The sequence below is a fragment of the Paenibacillus filicis genome (assembly GCF_038070315.1).
GTDB lineage: Bacteria > Bacillota > Bacilli > Paenibacillales > NBRC-103111 > Paenibacillus_G > Paenibacillus_G filicis.
In genome coordinates, this window is the sequence record NZ_JBBPCC010000010.1 from 113,587 (window position 1) to 128,892 (window position 15,306).

General features: G+C 53.5%; 16 protein-coding genes and 1 riboswitch. Of the genes, 12 read left to right on the forward strand and 4 right to left on the reverse strand.

From position 1 onward, the window contains the following. The first annotated feature begins 133 nt into the window (after positions 1-133). From WMW72_RS16530 to WMW72_RS16545, 4 genes are read left to right on the forward strand one after another with little or no spacing between them, the layout of a single operon-like run. Positions 134-730 carry a TetR/AcrR family transcriptional regulator gene (locus WMW72_RS16530; protein ID WP_423227558.1) on the forward strand — a complete coding sequence of 199 codons (597 nt, stop codon included), beginning with the start codon at positions 134-136 and terminating at the stop codon, positions 728-730. Next, a complete protein-coding gene (locus tag WMW72_RS16535; RefSeq protein WP_341416622.1) occupies positions 727-3,918 on the forward strand; it encodes an efflux RND transporter permease subunit in 3,192 nt (1,063 codons plus the stop codon). The genes WMW72_RS16530 and WMW72_RS16535 overlap by 4 nt, the downstream gene beginning before the upstream one ends. Continuing rightward, positions 3,905-5,158, forward strand: a complete 1,254-nt coding sequence (locus WMW72_RS16540) for an efflux RND transporter periplasmic adaptor subunit (RefSeq protein ID WP_341416623.1) — start codon at positions 3,905-3,907, stop codon at positions 5,156-5,158. Before WMW72_RS16535 ends, WMW72_RS16540 begins: the two co-directional genes overlap by 14 nt. 30 nt (positions 5,159-5,188) lie before the next feature. Beyond that, the gene (locus tag WMW72_RS16545; protein WP_341416624.1) at positions 5,189-6,922 is read left to right on the forward strand and encodes a hypothetical protein; all 1,734 of its coding nucleotides are present in this window, start codon (positions 5,189-5,191) and stop codon (positions 6,920-6,922) included. Between the two features lie 226 nt (positions 6,923-7,148). On the opposite strand, the gene WMW72_RS16550 is transcribed toward WMW72_RS16545, so the two are convergent. After that, the gene (locus WMW72_RS16550) at positions 7,149-7,301 is read right to left on the reverse strand and encodes a hypothetical protein (RefSeq protein ID WP_341416625.1); all 153 of its coding nucleotides are present in this window, start codon (positions 7,299-7,301) and stop codon (positions 7,149-7,151) included. 565 nt (positions 7,302-7,866) lie between these two features. Here WMW72_RS16550 and WMW72_RS16555 point away from each other — a divergent pair. The 7 genes from WMW72_RS16555 (at position 7,867) to WMW72_RS16585 (ending at position 12,429) form a co-directional block, all read left to right on the forward strand. Next, positions 7,867-8,484, forward strand: coding sequence for a hypothetical protein (locus WMW72_RS16555; protein ID WP_341416626.1), 618 nt, complete (start codon positions 7,867-7,869; stop codon positions 8,482-8,484). A 103-nt stretch (positions 8,485-8,587) separates the two neighbouring features. After that, positions 8,588-9,037: a MarR family winged helix-turn-helix transcriptional regulator gene (locus WMW72_RS16560; protein ID WP_341416628.1), complete on the forward strand. Its 450-nt coding sequence runs from the start codon at positions 8,588-8,590 to the stop codon at positions 9,035-9,037. Positions 9,038-9,126: 89 nt separating this feature from the next. Beyond that, on the forward strand, positions 9,127-9,525 hold the full coding sequence (locus WMW72_RS16565) for a DoxX family protein (protein WP_341416629.1): 399 nt from the start codon (positions 9,127-9,129) through the stop codon (positions 9,523-9,525). A gap of 56 nt (positions 9,526-9,581) precedes the next feature. Then, positions 9,582-10,526 carry a ring-cleaving dioxygenase gene (locus WMW72_RS16570; RefSeq protein WP_341416630.1) on the forward strand — a complete coding sequence of 315 codons (945 nt, stop codon included), beginning with the start codon at positions 9,582-9,584 and terminating at the stop codon, positions 10,524-10,526. A 2-nt stretch (positions 10,527-10,528) separates the two neighbouring features. Continuing rightward, complete coding sequence (locus WMW72_RS16575) at positions 10,529-11,137, forward strand: alpha/beta hydrolase (RefSeq protein WP_341416631.1); 609 nt, start codon at positions 10,529-10,531, stop codon at positions 11,135-11,137. Continuing rightward, complete coding sequence (locus WMW72_RS16580) at positions 11,134-11,748, forward strand: flavin reductase family protein (RefSeq protein ID WP_341416632.1); 615 nt, start codon at positions 11,134-11,136, stop codon at positions 11,746-11,748. The genes WMW72_RS16575 and WMW72_RS16580 overlap by 4 nt, the downstream gene beginning before the upstream one ends. A gap of 94 nt (positions 11,749-11,842) precedes the next feature. After that, a riboswitch (cyclic di-AMP (ydaO/yuaA leader) is annotated at positions 11,843-11,980 on the forward strand. 203 nt (positions 11,981-12,183) lie between these two features. After that, positions 12,184-12,429 carry a hypothetical protein gene (locus WMW72_RS16585; protein WP_341416633.1) on the forward strand — a complete coding sequence of 82 codons (246 nt, stop codon included), beginning with the start codon at positions 12,184-12,186 and terminating at the stop codon, positions 12,427-12,429. An 89-nt stretch (positions 12,430-12,518) separates the two neighbouring features. On the opposite strand, the gene WMW72_RS16590 is transcribed toward WMW72_RS16585, so the two are convergent. The 3 genes from WMW72_RS16590 to WMW72_RS16600 form a co-directional block, all read right to left on the reverse strand. Continuing rightward, positions 12,519-13,379, reverse strand: a complete 861-nt coding sequence (locus WMW72_RS16590) for a VOC family protein (RefSeq protein WP_341416634.1) — start codon at positions 13,377-13,379, stop codon at positions 12,519-12,521. Between the two features lie 145 nt (positions 13,380-13,524). Then, the gene (locus tag WMW72_RS16595) at positions 13,525-13,758 is read right to left on the reverse strand and encodes a hypothetical protein (protein WP_341416635.1); all 234 of its coding nucleotides are present in this window, start codon (positions 13,756-13,758) and stop codon (positions 13,525-13,527) included. Positions 13,759-13,915: 157 nt separating this feature from the next. Further along, positions 13,916-14,386: an Lrp/AsnC family transcriptional regulator gene (locus WMW72_RS16600; protein WP_341416636.1), complete on the reverse strand. Its 471-nt coding sequence runs from the start codon at positions 14,384-14,386 to the stop codon at positions 13,916-13,918. Between the two features lie 319 nt (positions 14,387-14,705). On the opposite strand from WMW72_RS16600, the gene WMW72_RS16605 reads away from it, so the two are divergent. Then, positions 14,706-15,302, forward strand: a complete 597-nt coding sequence (locus tag WMW72_RS16605) for a TetR/AcrR family transcriptional regulator (RefSeq protein ID WP_341416637.1) — start codon at positions 14,706-14,708, stop codon at positions 15,300-15,302. Positions 15,303-15,306 lie beyond the last annotated feature (4 nt).

Here is a 15,306-nt window from a genome sequence, read left to right on the forward strand (position 1 = left end):
GTGCGGTTCGCTTACATGCTGGACCTCGTCAAATGTAAAGTTGAATAGCCGGGAAATCCATGGTATTCTGTTAACAGAAATTATGACTGATCAGTCAGTCATAATAAACGAAGCATATTTCGACCGGGAGGGAATGGATGTGGCCGTAGATAAAAGAGAGACGATTGTGGCCTCCGCATTAAAGCTGTTCGAAGAGCTGGGCTATCACAACACCAAGGTGTCCCATATCGTCAAGGATGCGGGAATGGCCCAAGGTACGTTTTATTTGTACTTCAAGAGCAAGGAGGATGTGTTCCGGACTGTGATCGAGCAGTGTCTGGAGGAGATTATCACGGCGCTGGCACCGGAATCCTGGGCAGATAGCGTAATGGATGAAGCGCAGGTACACTATCAGCTGATCCGCAAGTCGCTGGAGATTTATTATCATCACCGGCACGTGCTTAATATTCTGAAGCGTCACGGTTCCGCCTCGCCTGAGATTGAGGACATCGCGGCCACCTTCTACAAGAATGTGTGCATTGTCCTTATGAAGCTCACCCAGGAGCACTTTCCGGGTTACTCGGAGGAAAAGCTCGAAGCCAATGCTTACGCCACGATCGGTATGGTCGAGATGGCCGCGTATCAGTGGTTCATCCAGAAGGGTTATGGCTTGGAGAAGCTGGACCTGCTGACCGAGGTCATCCTGGAGGTCAACCTGGACTGCAAGGAAATCGGGGGTAGCTCCGTATGATTGCCAAGCTGCTGAAGTTCCGGAAGGTCACGCTGTTATTTTTCGTCATGGCGGTCGTGCTCGGTCTATTCAATCTGATGACACTGAAGCAACGGGAAAATCCGGAGATCGAGATTACGATGGCTGTTGTGAAGACGATCTATCCTGGAGCCTCTCCCGAGAAGGTTGAGCAATTCGTTACCCGCCCGCTGGAGGATAAGATTAAGGAGATCAGCGGGATTTCCGTGCTTAACTCGACCTCGTCGGCCAATATATCCGTGATTCAGATTGAGGTAAAGTCCGATACCGATATCAGACGCGCTTGGGATACACTGCGGCAGAAGGTTCAGTCGGCGACGAGTGATCTGCCCGCTGAAGCGCATCAGCCCGTGGTCGAAGACGATCTTGGGAAGATTGCTGCGCAAATTCTGCACTTTACTGTGAACAGCCAAGAAGAGCTGGAGCCGCTGCGCTCCACCATGGAGCATTGGAAGAAACAGCTTTCGACCGTGCCCGGCGTCAGCAACGTGGAGATCGTCGGACTGCCGGAGCAGGAAGTAGCGGTCACCCTGGACATCAAGAAAATGGAGGCGCTCAGACTTCCGTGGGGGATCGTCGCGCAGTCGCTCCAGAACAAGCATGATCGCGTTCCGCTCGGGACGGTCGATCTCGGCGCCAGAAAGTTCTTCGTCAATATGGGCGGCGAGTGGCAGTCCGCCGAGGATGTCGGGAATACGGAGCTTTTGGGTCTGCCGGGAGGCGTTAAGCTCAAGGTCAAAGACGTGAGCGAGGTGACGCTCCAGCCGAAGAAGAAGGAGGTTTCCGTCCTACATAACGGGAAGCCGACTCTGGATCTGGTGCTGAACGCAGAGAAGGGTGCGGACGTGCCTTCGCTGCAGAAACGGATCGACCACAAGGTAGCGGAGCTGCACGCCAAGCTTCCCCCGAATGTCGAGATGAGCTCGCTCTTTACTCAAAAGGAAAGTCTGGACCATCTGTTCAAGGAGCTGGGACAGGAGCTGCTGATCGGGATTCTCGTCGTTATCGTCGTCTGCTCGCTGGGTCTCGCCTTCGGCACTTCGCTGATCGTGGCGCTGGCGATTCCGATCTCGATCACGGTAGGCTTTATCCCCATGGAACTGGTTGGCGTGGACTTAAACCAAATCACGATCGTAGCGATTGTGATCGTACTCGGGATTCTGGTCGATGACGCTATCGTCGTCAACGATAATATCCAGCGGCGGCTGCAGCTGGGCGATGATCCGGTGAAGGCTTCCCTGGAAGGCAGCCGTGACGTGGCAATCTCGATCCTGACCGCGACGATTGCGACAGCCGCGGCGTTCCTGCCGCTATTCTTCCTGAAGGGCAACATCGGCAGCTTCATTCGTCCGCTGCCTGTCGTCATCACCTTCACGCTCGCGGCTTCGATGATCATGTCGCTGACGATCATCCCGATCTTCCGCCAGTGGATGGGCGAGCGCGGGCTGCGCCGCAAGGGCAAGGGATCTCAGACTGGGACATCGGCCGTGCAGACCCCAGGAGCCGCAGCGGGGCCCGGCCAAGCTCCTGGCATCGAGACGGAGTCGGTTACAGGCCTTCTGGGCAGGCCGATTCAACGGCTGAGCGTATTCTACGGCCGGCAAATCCATAAATTTCTGCGGAAGCCGTTGCTGACCGGTTCCGTCGCGCTGATCGTGGCGACCAGCGCGTTCGGACTGGTGCCGCTGCTAGGCGTGCAATATTTTCCTCCCGCCGAGAAGGACGAGATGCTGATCGACTTCAAGCTGACGGCCTCCGGCCGCCAGCTCGCTGAGACGGAGTACACGATCCGTAAAGCTGCCGCCTGGATGGAGGAGCAGCCGGGGGTAAGATTCGTCTCCGCCTACGCGGGACGGACGGCTCCGCATTTCTATTACTCTGAGGCCGACCAAACGGGCATTAATCTGGGACAACTGTTCGTCAAGATCGATTCCAAGCAGATTCATTCCAAGGAAGCCGTCGTCCGTTGGCGCGAGGAATTGAAGAAGCTGTTCCCGTCCGATGTGGAGATCACTCCCCGTGAACTGGAGCAGGGGCCTCCGGTAGGCGCCCCGATCGCCGTGCGCATCAGCGGCAATGAGCTGGGCGAGCTGCGGCAAATCTCGTCGGATCTCCAGGAGATGCTGAAGTCAATCCCTGGCACCGTCAGTGTTTCGGACGACGTCGGAGCCGATATGAATACGATTGAGATTGCACCGGACCCTGGCAAGCTGAGCCTGTTCGGTGTGAATGAGAAGGACTTGTCGATGACGCTGCGCATTGCTACGGAAGGTCTCGAGGTATCGGAGATACAGAAGGGCGAGAAGCTGCTGGACGTCACGCTCTATGCCAAGCAGATCGCATCCGACCCACTGGAGACGATGAAGAGCATGCAAGTGATGACCCAGAAAAATTCGACGGTCGCCGTCAAGGAGCTGGGCGAGGTGCGGAACAGCCAGATGATCAAGTCGATTCATCACCGCGATCAGACCCGCACGGTTACCGTCCGCAGCTTTACGCAGGATCGTCTGGCGGATGACATCGTCAAGGAGCTTCAATCGAAGCTCACCTCCTATTCGCTGCCTGATGGCTATACCCTAGCATTCGGGGGAGAGAATGAGGAGCGCAATGACGCGTTCGCCTCGATCGGCAAGCTGTCGATTATTGTGGTTCTGCTGATCTATGTCGTGATGGCGATGCAGTTCTACTCGCTGTCCATTCCGCTGCTGATCTTGTCAACGGTGTATCTGGCCGTAGGCGGAGCGGTGATTGGGCTGTTCCTGACCAATTCCCCCATCGGATTTATGGCGCTTATGGGGCTTGTGAGCCTCGCGGGGATTGTCGTGCGTAACGGGATTATTCTCATCGAGTTCATCGAGCAGGCGCGTGAGCACGGATTGTCCCTCTATGAGGCGGTGGCGGAAGCCGGAAAGGCGAGACTTAGGCCGATTCTGCTGACGACGGCGACAGCGATCGGAGGGCTGCTGCCGATGACGATCATGGGGGGCAATCTGTGGCGCCCAATGGGTATCACCATTATATCAGGCTTGCTGTTTTCAACACTGCTGACACTGATCGTCGTGCCGTCGCTGTTCGTGATTCTGGCCAAGTGGCGGGATAAACGCGCGGCCCGGGCAGGCGGTAATGTTCATAAGCACGGAAAAGGAGAATCGGTCCATGAGTTCAACTAGGAAACATACGTGGAAGGCAAGCTCTGTAGTGATCAGTGCCTTCGTTATCAGTACGGCATTGCTGGCTGGCTGCTCCGTGCAGCCCGAAGCCCAGCCGGCGGCTGCGGCCGAATCGCAATTGAAAACTGTTAAAACAGCTTCCATCGAGAAGAAGAAAATCGGCGACCCTCTGGAGCAGGTGGCGGATGTGTCCGCCTCCGTGCAGATGGATGTCGTCTCCAAGGTGAGCGGCGATGTGCTGCAGCTTCAGAAGAAGCGGGGCGATTACGTCGAGAAGGACGAGGTGCTGTTCCGCATCGATCCGACAGACCTACAGATCCAGAAGGAGAAGGCTCAGATTGCCGTTAGCGGCACCCGTCAGCAGATGGAGAAGGCGCGCAAGGATCTGGCCGACTCCAAGCAGGATGTGAGAGACGGAATCGCCAAGCTGGAGGCCGCGCTGAACGATACGGACAAAAACTACAGCAAGCTGCGCAACGACTACGATCTTGGCCTGGTGACCAAGATTCAGCTCGAGCAAACCGAGACGCAGGTGAATAACCTCAAGCGGGATCTGGAAGGCGCGAAGCGCAAGCTGCAGACGCTGGAGAGCACGAATTCCCTGTCTCAACTGGAGCAAGGTCTGGAGACGGCGAACGTGTCCTTGCGCGAGCTCGACCGCAGCTTGAACTATACGGAGGTCAAGGCAACGGTCAGCGGCGTGCTGACCGACCTGCCGGTCGAGGTCGGCATGACCTTGAATCCGGGCAGCCATACGGCGACAATCCAGCAGCTCGATCCGGTTAAGATTAAGGCGGAGCTCACGGAGGAAGCCGCTGCGCTGGTCCGCGGCAAGCCGGAGCTGAACTTTTATGTGCCGGGCGTGACGGATCGGATCAAGGCCAAGGTCAGCTACCTGGCGGATGTTCTGGGCGCTCAGTCCAAGTCATACGCGCTGGAGCTGGAGGTGCCGAACCCGGACCGCAAGCTGAAGCCGGGGACGAAGGCGCAGATCCTGCTCACCGAAGAGCAGGATCAGGTCGTCGTGACGGTACCGTCGCTTAGCGTCGTTCGTGAGGGCGGCGACACGTATGTGTTTGTGCTGAACGGCGGCGATACGGCGGAGAAGCGCAAGGTTCAGCTCGGTCGCCTGAACGAGACGATTCAAGAAGTGCTTTCCGGGGTAAAGGAAGGCGAGCAGCTTATCGTATCCGGGCAAAACCAACTCAAAGACAAAGAAAAAGTACAGCTCGCGAAGTAAGCGCAGGGCGAATTGACAGGAGGAACACAAGTGAACCGCAAACTGAAAGTTACCACAGCATCTGTTGCCATCTCCGTCTCCCTTCTCGGTGCCGGACTGTCCGTCTACGCGGCGGATGCTCCGTCTGAAGCATCCGTGCCGGAGGTCGCCGCACCAGCGGTCATCACCTACACATTGACCGACCTGCTGGATGTGGAAATCAAGGGCGCGCTCAATGAACGCGTAGACGGAGGCACCCGCCTCGGCGTCATTGTCCGGATGACCAATCATGCGGCAGGGATTACGCGAGTGCCCGATTATGAAGTGCGTGTGCAGACGAAAGAAGGCGTGGAATACACGCTGAAGCCGAGCGCGGCCAATGCGAAGTCCCTGCAGCCCAAGGCGACCACCGAGCTTAGCTATCTGGCTGTGATCGACCGGACGGATGAAGTGTCGCTGACTCAGGTCAATTGGACGGATGTTGATTACTACGTGTACCCGAAGAAAGAGACGCCAATCATCAGCGTGCCCATCCAGGGAGACGCCTGGAAGGGTAGTGATACGACGATCACGGATCCCACGGCGGTCAAGAAATGGTCTGAATCGTTTAAAATCCCGGGGCTCATCTCCCCGATCCAATATACGCCGGTGGCGATCAATAAGGAATCGACGGCGGAAGGAACCGTATACGTTGTACAATTGCTCGCGTACAACCCGACAGATAAGCGTGAGACATTGCCGGCGTTCGGCATCGATGGCAAGGGAGGCGGCAAGGTATTCACGGGGACACGTGTGGAGAAAGACGCGATCTTGCTGGAGCCGAAGGCTGAGAAATATATCCACTATGCGATCCCGACGGATCAGGACACCGTGCTGCAGAGCTTGAATGTGCTGACGCCGGAAACCTTCGCCGAAGCGGGAGCAGCTGGGGTTGACGTAACGACCTTCAAGGTAGGTCGCTTGAATGTATTGCTTCCTAGCGAGGCGCCGGGTACAAGCTTCGCGGCTTATACATTGGGGCACCGCATTGCGTTTGATGAGCGGAGCCAGCTGATCAACCCGGACCTCATCGTATCAGTGGTGGAGTACAATCTGCATCAGAACAAGGAGGACGGCAACCAGATCGTCACCGCGAAGTTTAAGCTGGCGAACAAGTCGGCGAAGCCTCTGTCCGTGCCTGTATTCCAGGCCGACCTGGTGAGCCGGGACGGCTACGAATATACGGGAAGCCGTCAGGCCACGCAGACGGCGACGGTGCTGCCGAGCTCTTCGCTGACCGTCAGCTACTCATTTACCTTGCCGGTATCCGAGAAGGGTGACGGACTGGTGCTCAAGGTACAGGATGCCGTCACGGCGGCTCCGTACAAAACGACGATCGCCGCGATATCGACCGGCCTACAGGAAGCGAAGAAGGACGAATGGAGCCTGTATCCGTTCCAGGTGAAGGTCAAGAATTGGAACCTGACCTCCGATTATGGCCCAGCCACGCAGTACCAGTACATGTACCGGCTGAAGCTGGATCTGAATATTACGCGCGACGAGCAGGTACAGCTCGATGCTTCCTTCCCGACGCTGCTGGTAGAGCTGTATGATTCGCAGGACCGGCTCGTAGGCCGGGGCAATGCGAGTCTGTACGGAGCGAGCAGACTGGTGAATGGGGACAATTCGATTTCGCTTAGCGGTGCATCGGATAGTCTGGATGTTCGTCATAAAGTTAAGATCTACGAGACCTTCAAGACGCCAACGGGCGAAGGCAAGCGCCTGCTGACGCAGTACAACCAGTAATCGAGCCATCATTTCCTTTCTACCATAAATATTAAGAAGCCGAGCAGCCGTAAGGCGGCCGGAAGCTCAAGCCTGATTCGAGAGGCTTGAGCTTTTTTTTATCACATCGTTTCCATATATTTTCATATTTTTTCAGTTTAGCTGTCGCACTTCATATTACAATCCGTCTTATAAAAATGAATACAATAATACTAATACTGCATGGTGGATGCCTACCAGTTATGATTTACTCTTGACTTTGAACCTCGAAAGTTTCCGTTCTGGCGTTTTGAATTAAAAACACACCAATTACGGTTTCACCATCAACGTCATACAGCGGTATTTGACGATCTTTACTCGCTAGAGTCATTGCTACTGCTTCTTCGCGTGTTTTTGGCATCTCACCATCTAGGTCTTCCTTCTTTACATATCCCAACGTGCGGTCAACGCCGTATGCCTCGATGTAATCTGGCCTTTGATCTAGAGTTTCAGCATGTATGGCTGAACCAAAGGTCTTGCCTTTTGTATTCCTAAAGTAATGAGGAGTTACCTTAACAGTAACTTATGCTTATGTGTTTTACCTACCACATCGAAACTTATCCATGAACTTTCAAGGGTAGTAGCACTTGATACCATTGACAATGTACCAACCAATAAACCTACAATAGCAGCACTTGTTAACAATTTCTTTTTCTTCTTAAACAATTTAAAACTCCTTCACGTCTATAAATTATTAGCTGACCGAGCTAACATTATAGACGTGGTAAAAGTGAATATGTTTCCATCATAAAGATTATTTTACATTATTTATCTAATGTTATATCATGACCTGCTATTACATCGTTTAAAATCTCTTGTATAGATATCATGGATTCAATGGAACCATCATATTTTGGCGATTAATATTTAATACATTTATTGACTGTGAGGATACCCATAGACAGCCGAACAGGAGGTTACTATCGTTGAGAATAAGATATTTTGTCCTTCTTGCAGGTATTGTCCTGTTAGCAGCGGGGATAGCGATTTATGCATCAAGTGCTCCCAGCCCATTGTCCTCGAGCCAGCAGGCAATTTCGAACCAAACTCCTTCCATGCATGTCAGCATTGAAACCTTTCCCTTTGATGAATCTGTTAATAAAGCGGATGCCATTGTAAGAGTAAAAATAAATAGCAAAATCAGTGAGCTTGATTCTCCTGCCGATAAAACGATCTTTCAAGCGGAAGTACTGCAAATCTACAAAGACAATAAAAAGCTGTCAGAGAATTTCATTGATATTATGCAGGCAGGAACAGACAAGGCATTATCGAATAAGAACGAGCTGCTTAGAAAGGGTGATGAAATCATTTTATTTTTAATGGAGGCCCAATCTAAACCAAACACTTACTGGATTCTAGGCGAAGAAACAAATATGTATGATGTCACCCCCCATCGAATTGAAAAGAGAGCTCGGGCTGATGCTCAATTAAATGAGATCTCCATGGAACAAGATTCTAATGAAGCTCCGGGCGGCAAGCAAATGCTTAACCCGTCAGCATTTATAGAGAAACTGGAGGCGGAGATCAACAGCAGCACTCCCTAAAACCAAAGCGTCTTTTTCACCTAATAGCTATTGACATCTGCCGGAAAATCATATATCTTTAATTCAAGATAATTAAATCAAAGATAAAGAGGGGGTGAGAGCGATGACGATTCGATTGGATGACGAGCACGCCGTTTCCCTGAAAACCTTCGTGGTGCTTTCCAAGGCATACCGGACGATCATGGACCAGGCTGTTAAAGATATGAAGCAGCATGATCTGGCTCCACCCGAATTCATGATCCTCGAGGTTCTGTATACGAAGGGAAAAATTCCGCTGCAGCAGATCGGCGAGAAAATTCTCATGACGAGCGGAAGCATCACTTACAATATCGACAAGCTGGAGAAGAAGGAGCTGCTGAAGCGCGTACCTTGCGAAGAAGATCGAAGGATCATCTTTGCCGAAATTACCGCGGCCGGCACGGAGCTGTTTGATCGTATTTTCCCCGCGCACGCGGCTGCAATCCACGGGTTGACTCAAGGGCTCAGCCAGCAGGAGAAGCAGGAGACGATCCGGCTGTTGAAGAAGCTTGGTAGAGGGGCGGAAGAGGGCTAGCTTCAAGGTGATACGCAGTTCTAGCTCTTTTTTTGACTCATATCTTAAAATAAAGATTATTAAATTAAAAATAATGGAGGATGATTCACATGATGGCATGGGGATTATTAATTGTACGTGTGGTCGTAGGATTGTTGTTCGTAGGTCACGGGGCACAAAAGCTGTTCGGCTGGTTCGGCGGCTACGGTCCGAAAGGCACCGGGGGCTGGATGGACTCAATCGGCATCAAGCCGGGGGTGGCAATGGCTGTCATGGCGGGTCTGATGGAGCTTATCGGAGGGGCGCTGTTCGCCGCGGGGTTGTTTACACCGGTTGCTGCGGTGCTGATCACGCTGACGATGCTTGGCGCGATTGTCAAGGTACATGGCAAGAACGGCTTGTGGGTCACCGCTAACGGCTACGAATATCCGCTGGTGCTGATCGCGGTCGTCGTCGGTATCGCCTTGACTGGCGCGGGTGCTATCTCGCTAGACGCCCTGCTGCAATAATCGGGGAACCTGAGTAAACAATAGGTAACAGTTAAGAAAACCAAGGAGGAATTACTATGTCTCAGCAAACAACCGGCATTCATCATATTACCGCCTTCGCCCGCGATCCTCAGGCCAATGTGGATTTCTATGCAGGAGTTCTTGGCCTGCGGCTCGTGAAGCAGACAATCAACTTCGATGCTCCTGAAGTGTATCATCTGTATTTCGGCAACGAGAGCGGCAGTCCCGGCACCATTATTACTTTTTTCCCTTCCCCCGGTTCGCCCAAGGGGCGGATCGGAGGCGGGCAGGTCGGGATTACCTCTTACGCCGTACCTGTCGGCTCGCTGAGCTTCTGGGAGCAACGGCTGGCAGGCTTCGGCATTCAGACACAGCAGGTGGAACGCTTCGGAGAAACCTATCTGCAGTTCACTGACAATGAAGGCTTGAATCTGGAGCTGGTCGAGCGTTCGGAGGGAGAGCCGAGCTCGTGGTCCTTCGACGGTCTGACGCCGGATCAGGCGATCAAGGGGTTTGGCGGAGCGGTCTTGTATAGTGTGAAGCCTGCGGCTACCATGGATGCACTGCAGCATGTCCTGGGTTTGGAGAGAGAGGGAGAAGACAGCGGGTACGCACGCTTCCAGGCTTCCGGAGATATCGGCAATGTGATCGATGTTCCGCTGGCAGCGGCGGAATGGGGAACCGGAGGCGCGGGCACCGTGCATCATATCGCATGGCGTGCTCAAGACTTCGAAGATCATGCCCGCTGGCAGGCTCTCGTGGCGGAGAAAGGCTATCGTCCGACCTCCATCATCGACCGCCAGTATTTCAATGCGATCTATTTCCGCGAGGGCGGCGGCATCTTGTTCGAGATCGCTACCGACCCTCCTGGATTTGCCAACGACGAGCCTGCGGAATCATTGGGCGAGACCTTGATGCTGCCCGAGTGGTATGAGCCGCATCGCGCACAGATCCAAGCAGGCTTGCGGCCCATCCAGGTCCGCGTCGTGGAGGGGAAATGATCATGAAGCATCTATTCGAGAAAGGCGCCAATCCTGACGCCCCGACGCTGGTTTTATTCCACGGAACGGGCGGCACAGAACGCGATCTGCTCCCGCTGGCCGGCCTTCTGTCGCCTGAGTCTTCCGTGCTGAGTCTTCGAGGAAATGTGCTGGAGAACGGCATGCCGCGGTTTTTCCGGCGGCTCGCCGAAGGCGTATTCGATGAAGAGGATCTGATCTTCCGGACGAAGGAAGTGTACGATTTCCTGGAGGAGGCTGCGGCTCAATATGGATTCGACCGCAGCCGGGTCATTGCCGTGGGCTATTCCAACGGAGCGAATTTGATCGGCAGCCTGCTGTTCCATTATCCACAGGCCGTAAGCGGAGCGATTTTGCACCATCCGATGGTACCCAGACGGGGCATTGAGCTTCCAGCTCTGAGTGGTACGCCGGTATTTATCGGCGCAGGAAGCCATGACCCGATTTGCTCACCTTTGGAGACTGAGGAGCTGCAAGGATTGCTGGAGCAAGCGGGGGCGGATGTTACGGTTCACTGGGAGCGATCCGGCCATCAGTTGACGGCGACGGAGGCTCGGGCGGCCGCAGCTTGGCTCCGGGAGCGGCTGCTATGATCGTGATCGATCCTTCGACGCAAAGCGAGCGAGATAATTATAAGCTGCTGACGGGCAGTATTATCCCGCGGCCCATCGCGCTTGTGACGACGCTCTCCCCGGATGGCGTGGTGAATGCGGCTCCGTTCAGTTACTTTTCCATCGTATCGAGCCAGCCGCCACTGGTCTCGGTATCCGTCCAGCGGAAGCAGGGTGCGATGAAGGATACGGCGAGAAATGCCATACATACGGGGGCCTTTGTCATCCATATCCCTGACGAGTCGATCGTCCTTCCGATGAATGAAACGGCTGCGAATCTCCCGTCGGACGAGAGCGAAGTAATCCAGGCCGGCTTCTCGCTGGTGCCCAGCGAGGCGGTACCGGTGCCGAGGCTGATGGAAGCGAAGGTAAGGCTGGAATGCGTGCTGGAGCAGAGTCTGGAGCTGGGCGGGACGGGCGGCGAGCCCGCCTGCGATCTGCTGATCGGCCGGGTCGTCCGCTTTCATCTGGCGGAGGAGATCTATGAGCAAGGCCACATCCTGGCAGAGAAGCTACGCCCGGTGAGCCGTCTGGCGGGCAGCTATTATGCCCGGCTCGGGGAGCAGTTCGCCGTCGAGCGTCCGCTGGGTTGACACGGCAGCAGCGCAGGCTGGAATTCCGCCAGTGCTGCGGGCAGCGGGACAAACCCAAGGCTTTGCTTATTGACTAATGCGGAGGATTTCCGTACTATAAAACTAGCTTAATTTCCGGTGCCAGTCACTGGAAAGCGGGGGAACCACTTGCATTTGGGGCGAATCATGATTCATGTAGGGAACCATCTTTCCCGAGCCCGACAGCTAACCTCGTCAGCGGAAGATGGGTCAGTCGGCATGCAAGCCAACATGTTGCAGCAATGACCCGTGATTGGTGGGGTCTTTTTTTTATGGGGAAGACCCTGGGGGCTGGTCCTTGATTGTCTCGAGCGGAGGCAGCGGATAGCCGGGGTCTTTTTTTCATGCCAAGCCGGTCAAGTCCGCATAAGCTTCAGAGCCAGAGACGGGGTATCTCATGGGGAAGGAGAACGGTATATGAACAGGGTGAGGGAAATTCGGGAACGCGTAGAAGCCCAGCAATTGAGGGAGCAGGATATGATTTATTTGCTAAATGAGGTGCAGCGGCTGAGAGAAGCGCTGCAATCGATCGTCGGAGAGGGATTTTTCTCCAGCGATCAGCAGCATTGGATGGCCTACAAACGTATAGCGGGCCGGGCGCTGGAGCCGGAGAGGGGCTGCTCGGTCACGTCCAAAGCGCCGGACGTGGAACGCTTTCGCTAACAGCGGCGATCATGTCACATACGGACCGGATTTCATAGCCAAGGATAGAGATCAAGACCGCTCCTGCCGGGAGCGGTCTTTTGCTGCACTTAAACAGTTACCAGGCGGAGTGTAATGCCTGATGGGTCGGTCACCGACCGGAACCCGTTCTGCTCCGCTACCGCGATCCCGGCGCTGCCCAGCCGGTCCAGGGTCTGACGAAGGGAGGCTTCGTCCGGGAAGACGACCGTTGCATAGTCCAGGCCTGTTGCCTGAGCCGGCGGAATCGGAGCGTGCTCTCCAGCCCAAATATTCAGGCCGATATGATGGTGGTACCCGCCAGCAGAGATGAACAACGCACCCCGGCTGCTGGCATCGGCTACGATATCGAAGCCGAGCACATTGCAATAGAAGCGTCTGGAGCTGTCCAGGCTTTGAACGTGAAAATGGATATGGCCGATTACGGTACCAGGCGGCAGGCCGTTCCACTCCTTGCCTTCCGCTAGCGCCACGAGGCCATCCCGGTCGATCGGATCGCTGGCCATGATATAGTGGCCTTGAGTGTCCCGGCGCCAGGTGTCGCGAGGGCGGTCACTGTAAATTTCTATGCCGTTATGGTCGGGATCGGTAATATATAGAGCTTCGCTGACCAGATGGTCCGAATGGCCGATATGAATTCCCGTCCCGATCAGATGACGAAGGGTAAGCCCTAGAGCCTCGCGGGTAGGCAGCAGAATCGCGAAGTGATACAAGCCTGCGGCGGACCTGCGCGCGGTTACCTGCGCATCGGCGACTTCCCGCAGGACGACCAGCGGTGTGAGTCCATCCGCGGTCAGCTGGGCTTCGCCTTGCGTTTCGTGCAGCAGACGCAAGCCGACTATTTCCGTATAGAAAGCCAGAGAACGCGTCAAGTCGGAAACCTTCAGCTTCACCGGTCCAAGCTTCAAATCATCAGGGAGCACAGAGGACATCGTATAAACACTCCTTATTCAGATAGGATTTCTAGTTAAATGTATAGCAGGAGAAGGAATTCTGTCAAATAAAACCAAGCGGGTTGGACAACGCCAAAGAGGACCGCTCCTTGTGGGAGCGGTCCTGTTGAGATTTGGTGTAAGTTTAGCCGGACGAGCCCGGGCTGGACTGCACGATATAGGCAACTAAAGCCACATAACCGAGCACGATCACGACAATATAAATCCACGATAAACGGGACCAATTTCCTTTGGTTTTGCTATCATAAGAAGGATTGCCTTCTTTGTTTTTCTTGGAGACCCCGACCATAATGGTCGAAACGGCGCCGATCAACAGGATCGTAGCGAATACCAAGTAATATATATAGAGCTGCTGCACAGGCTCCTCACCTCTCTGCCGTCCTTGTTCCCCCTAGACTATAGCAGCAATCGGAGCTGTCGTAACCATCCATTCCGATAAAAATCAGACCATCCAATTGGATGGGCGAGGCGTCAGGAGATGTAGGGGTAATCACGGCAAATCGTCCGGCTCCAAGCTAGAGCGGTAGACCTACGCGGCTTTTGTAGCGAGTGATCAGCACCTGACAATCCACGCTTGTAATCCCTGGCAGTGTATATAGCTTCTCCCTTAGAAAGGCTTCCATCTCCTGATTGGTAGCGAATAGACCGTGCATATAAAGCTTGCTCGGACCGGTCGTATGGTACAGGTTGGTTACGGCCGGTTGAGCCGACAACTTACTGGCTACCTCCTGCATCTGCAGCGGCTCCACCTCGATATTGAAGATAGCCGTCACACCTATGCCTACTTTAGCCGGATTCAGCACCGCCGTAAACTGCTCAATCACGCCGCTATCCATAAGCGTATGAATGCGAGCTTGAACGGCAACACGCGACAGTCCGATTTCTTTCCCAAGATCTGTGTAAGATATTCTACCGTTAGTAGTAAGTTCATGAATGATTTTTCGATCAATGTCATCAATGTCGACTGATGGTGTTTCATTTTGCATGATAGCCAGCCCCATTCCACAATTTGAAAAATATATGACAAGGCGAATGAGAAATGATTGTTTGAATATCCGTATGTACTAAATATATCGTGAAAATCATTCATTTTCAATAATATATTGTGAATTTACCTGACATGTGAAAGAAAAAAGATGGAGGAATGAAAGGTAGCAAGTTGGATTTCATGGGATTAAATATGTTAATTTACATGACGCGAATCAAGGTGGTTGGGTGTGTATGATCAAAAAAGTTTCTTCGAAAAAGGATCTTTATCTATGTTCATGCTGACTTGACTAGTCCGGTGGAAGCTGTTAGTCTTGGTTGGACGACCAAACAAGTGAAGGGGGAAACATAATTACAGAGCCATTAAATAATCGGGATCTTATTATCGCCAAGACGCATGATTTATTGATCGAGCATGGTATCAAAGCTACTTCGATCAAACTGGTTGCTCAAGCTGCCGGTGTCGCACCAGGCTTGATCCACTACTATTTCAAAAGCAAGGAAGAGCTTATTTTGGCCGTGCTAGAGGAAGCTAAGCGCCAATGCCTTCAGGATTGGGACGAAATTCTCCGTCGGGCGAAGGACATTCAGCAAACCGAACACGTTTTAAAGCTAGGTAAGGAACGGTTATTTGCGGATTTAGATATGTACCGCCTGCGGTTCGAACTGTATTCGAATGGACTAAATAATTCTACTGTAAAGTCGCATGTGAATGCACTATTACAGGAGGAACAGCGGAAAATCGCCGAACTCTCCACTCTTCTTGCCCGAAAAGAAGGCGTCAATCACGAAGCGATCGCAGCTACTTTGACCGCCGCGTTTGACGGGCTGGCTCTGCGCAAGCTGACTGACGAGAGCTTCGATCTGAATGCGGCTTATGAAACATTAAGTGAAATGTATCTCTCGTTCACTTAATGCT

Coding starts and splice junctions, on each gene's coding strand:
- WMW72_RS16600 (WP_341416636.1), bottom strand. CDS start 14,386: ATGCAAAATGAAACACCATCAGTCGACATTGATGACATTGATCGAAAA.
- WMW72_RS16575 (WP_341416631.1), top strand. CDS start 10,529: ATGAAGCATCTATTCGAGAAAGGCGCCAATCCTGACGCCCCGACGCTG.
- WMW72_RS16550 (WP_341416625.1), bottom strand. CDS start 7,301: ATGCCAAAAACACGCGAAGAAGCAGTAGCAATGACTCTAGCGAGTAAA.
- WMW72_RS16535 (WP_341416622.1), top strand. CDS start 727: ATGATTGCCAAGCTGCTGAAGTTCCGGAAGGTCACGCTGTTATTTTTC.
- WMW72_RS16540 (WP_341416623.1), top strand. CDS start 3,905: ATGAGTTCAACTAGGAAACATACGTGGAAGGCAAGCTCTGTAGTGATC.
- WMW72_RS16570 (WP_341416630.1), top strand. CDS start 9,582: ATGTCTCAGCAAACAACCGGCATTCATCATATTACCGCCTTCGCCCGC.
- WMW72_RS16590 (WP_341416634.1), bottom strand. CDS start 13,379: ATGTCCTCTGTGCTCCCTGATGATTTGAAGCTTGGACCGGTGAAGCTG.
- WMW72_RS16565 (WP_341416629.1), top strand. CDS start 9,127: ATGATGGCATGGGGATTATTAATTGTACGTGTGGTCGTAGGATTGTTG.
- WMW72_RS16530 (WP_423227558.1), top strand. CDS start 134: ATGGATGTGGCCGTAGATAAAAGAGAGACGATTGTGGCCTCCGCATTA.
- WMW72_RS16560 (WP_341416628.1), top strand. CDS start 8,588: ATGACGATTCGATTGGATGACGAGCACGCCGTTTCCCTGAAAACCTTC.
- WMW72_RS16580 (WP_341416632.1), top strand. CDS start 11,134: ATGATCGTGATCGATCCTTCGACGCAAAGCGAGCGAGATAATTATAAG.
- WMW72_RS16585 (WP_341416633.1), top strand. CDS start 12,184: ATGAACAGGGTGAGGGAAATTCGGGAACGCGTAGAAGCCCAGCAATTG.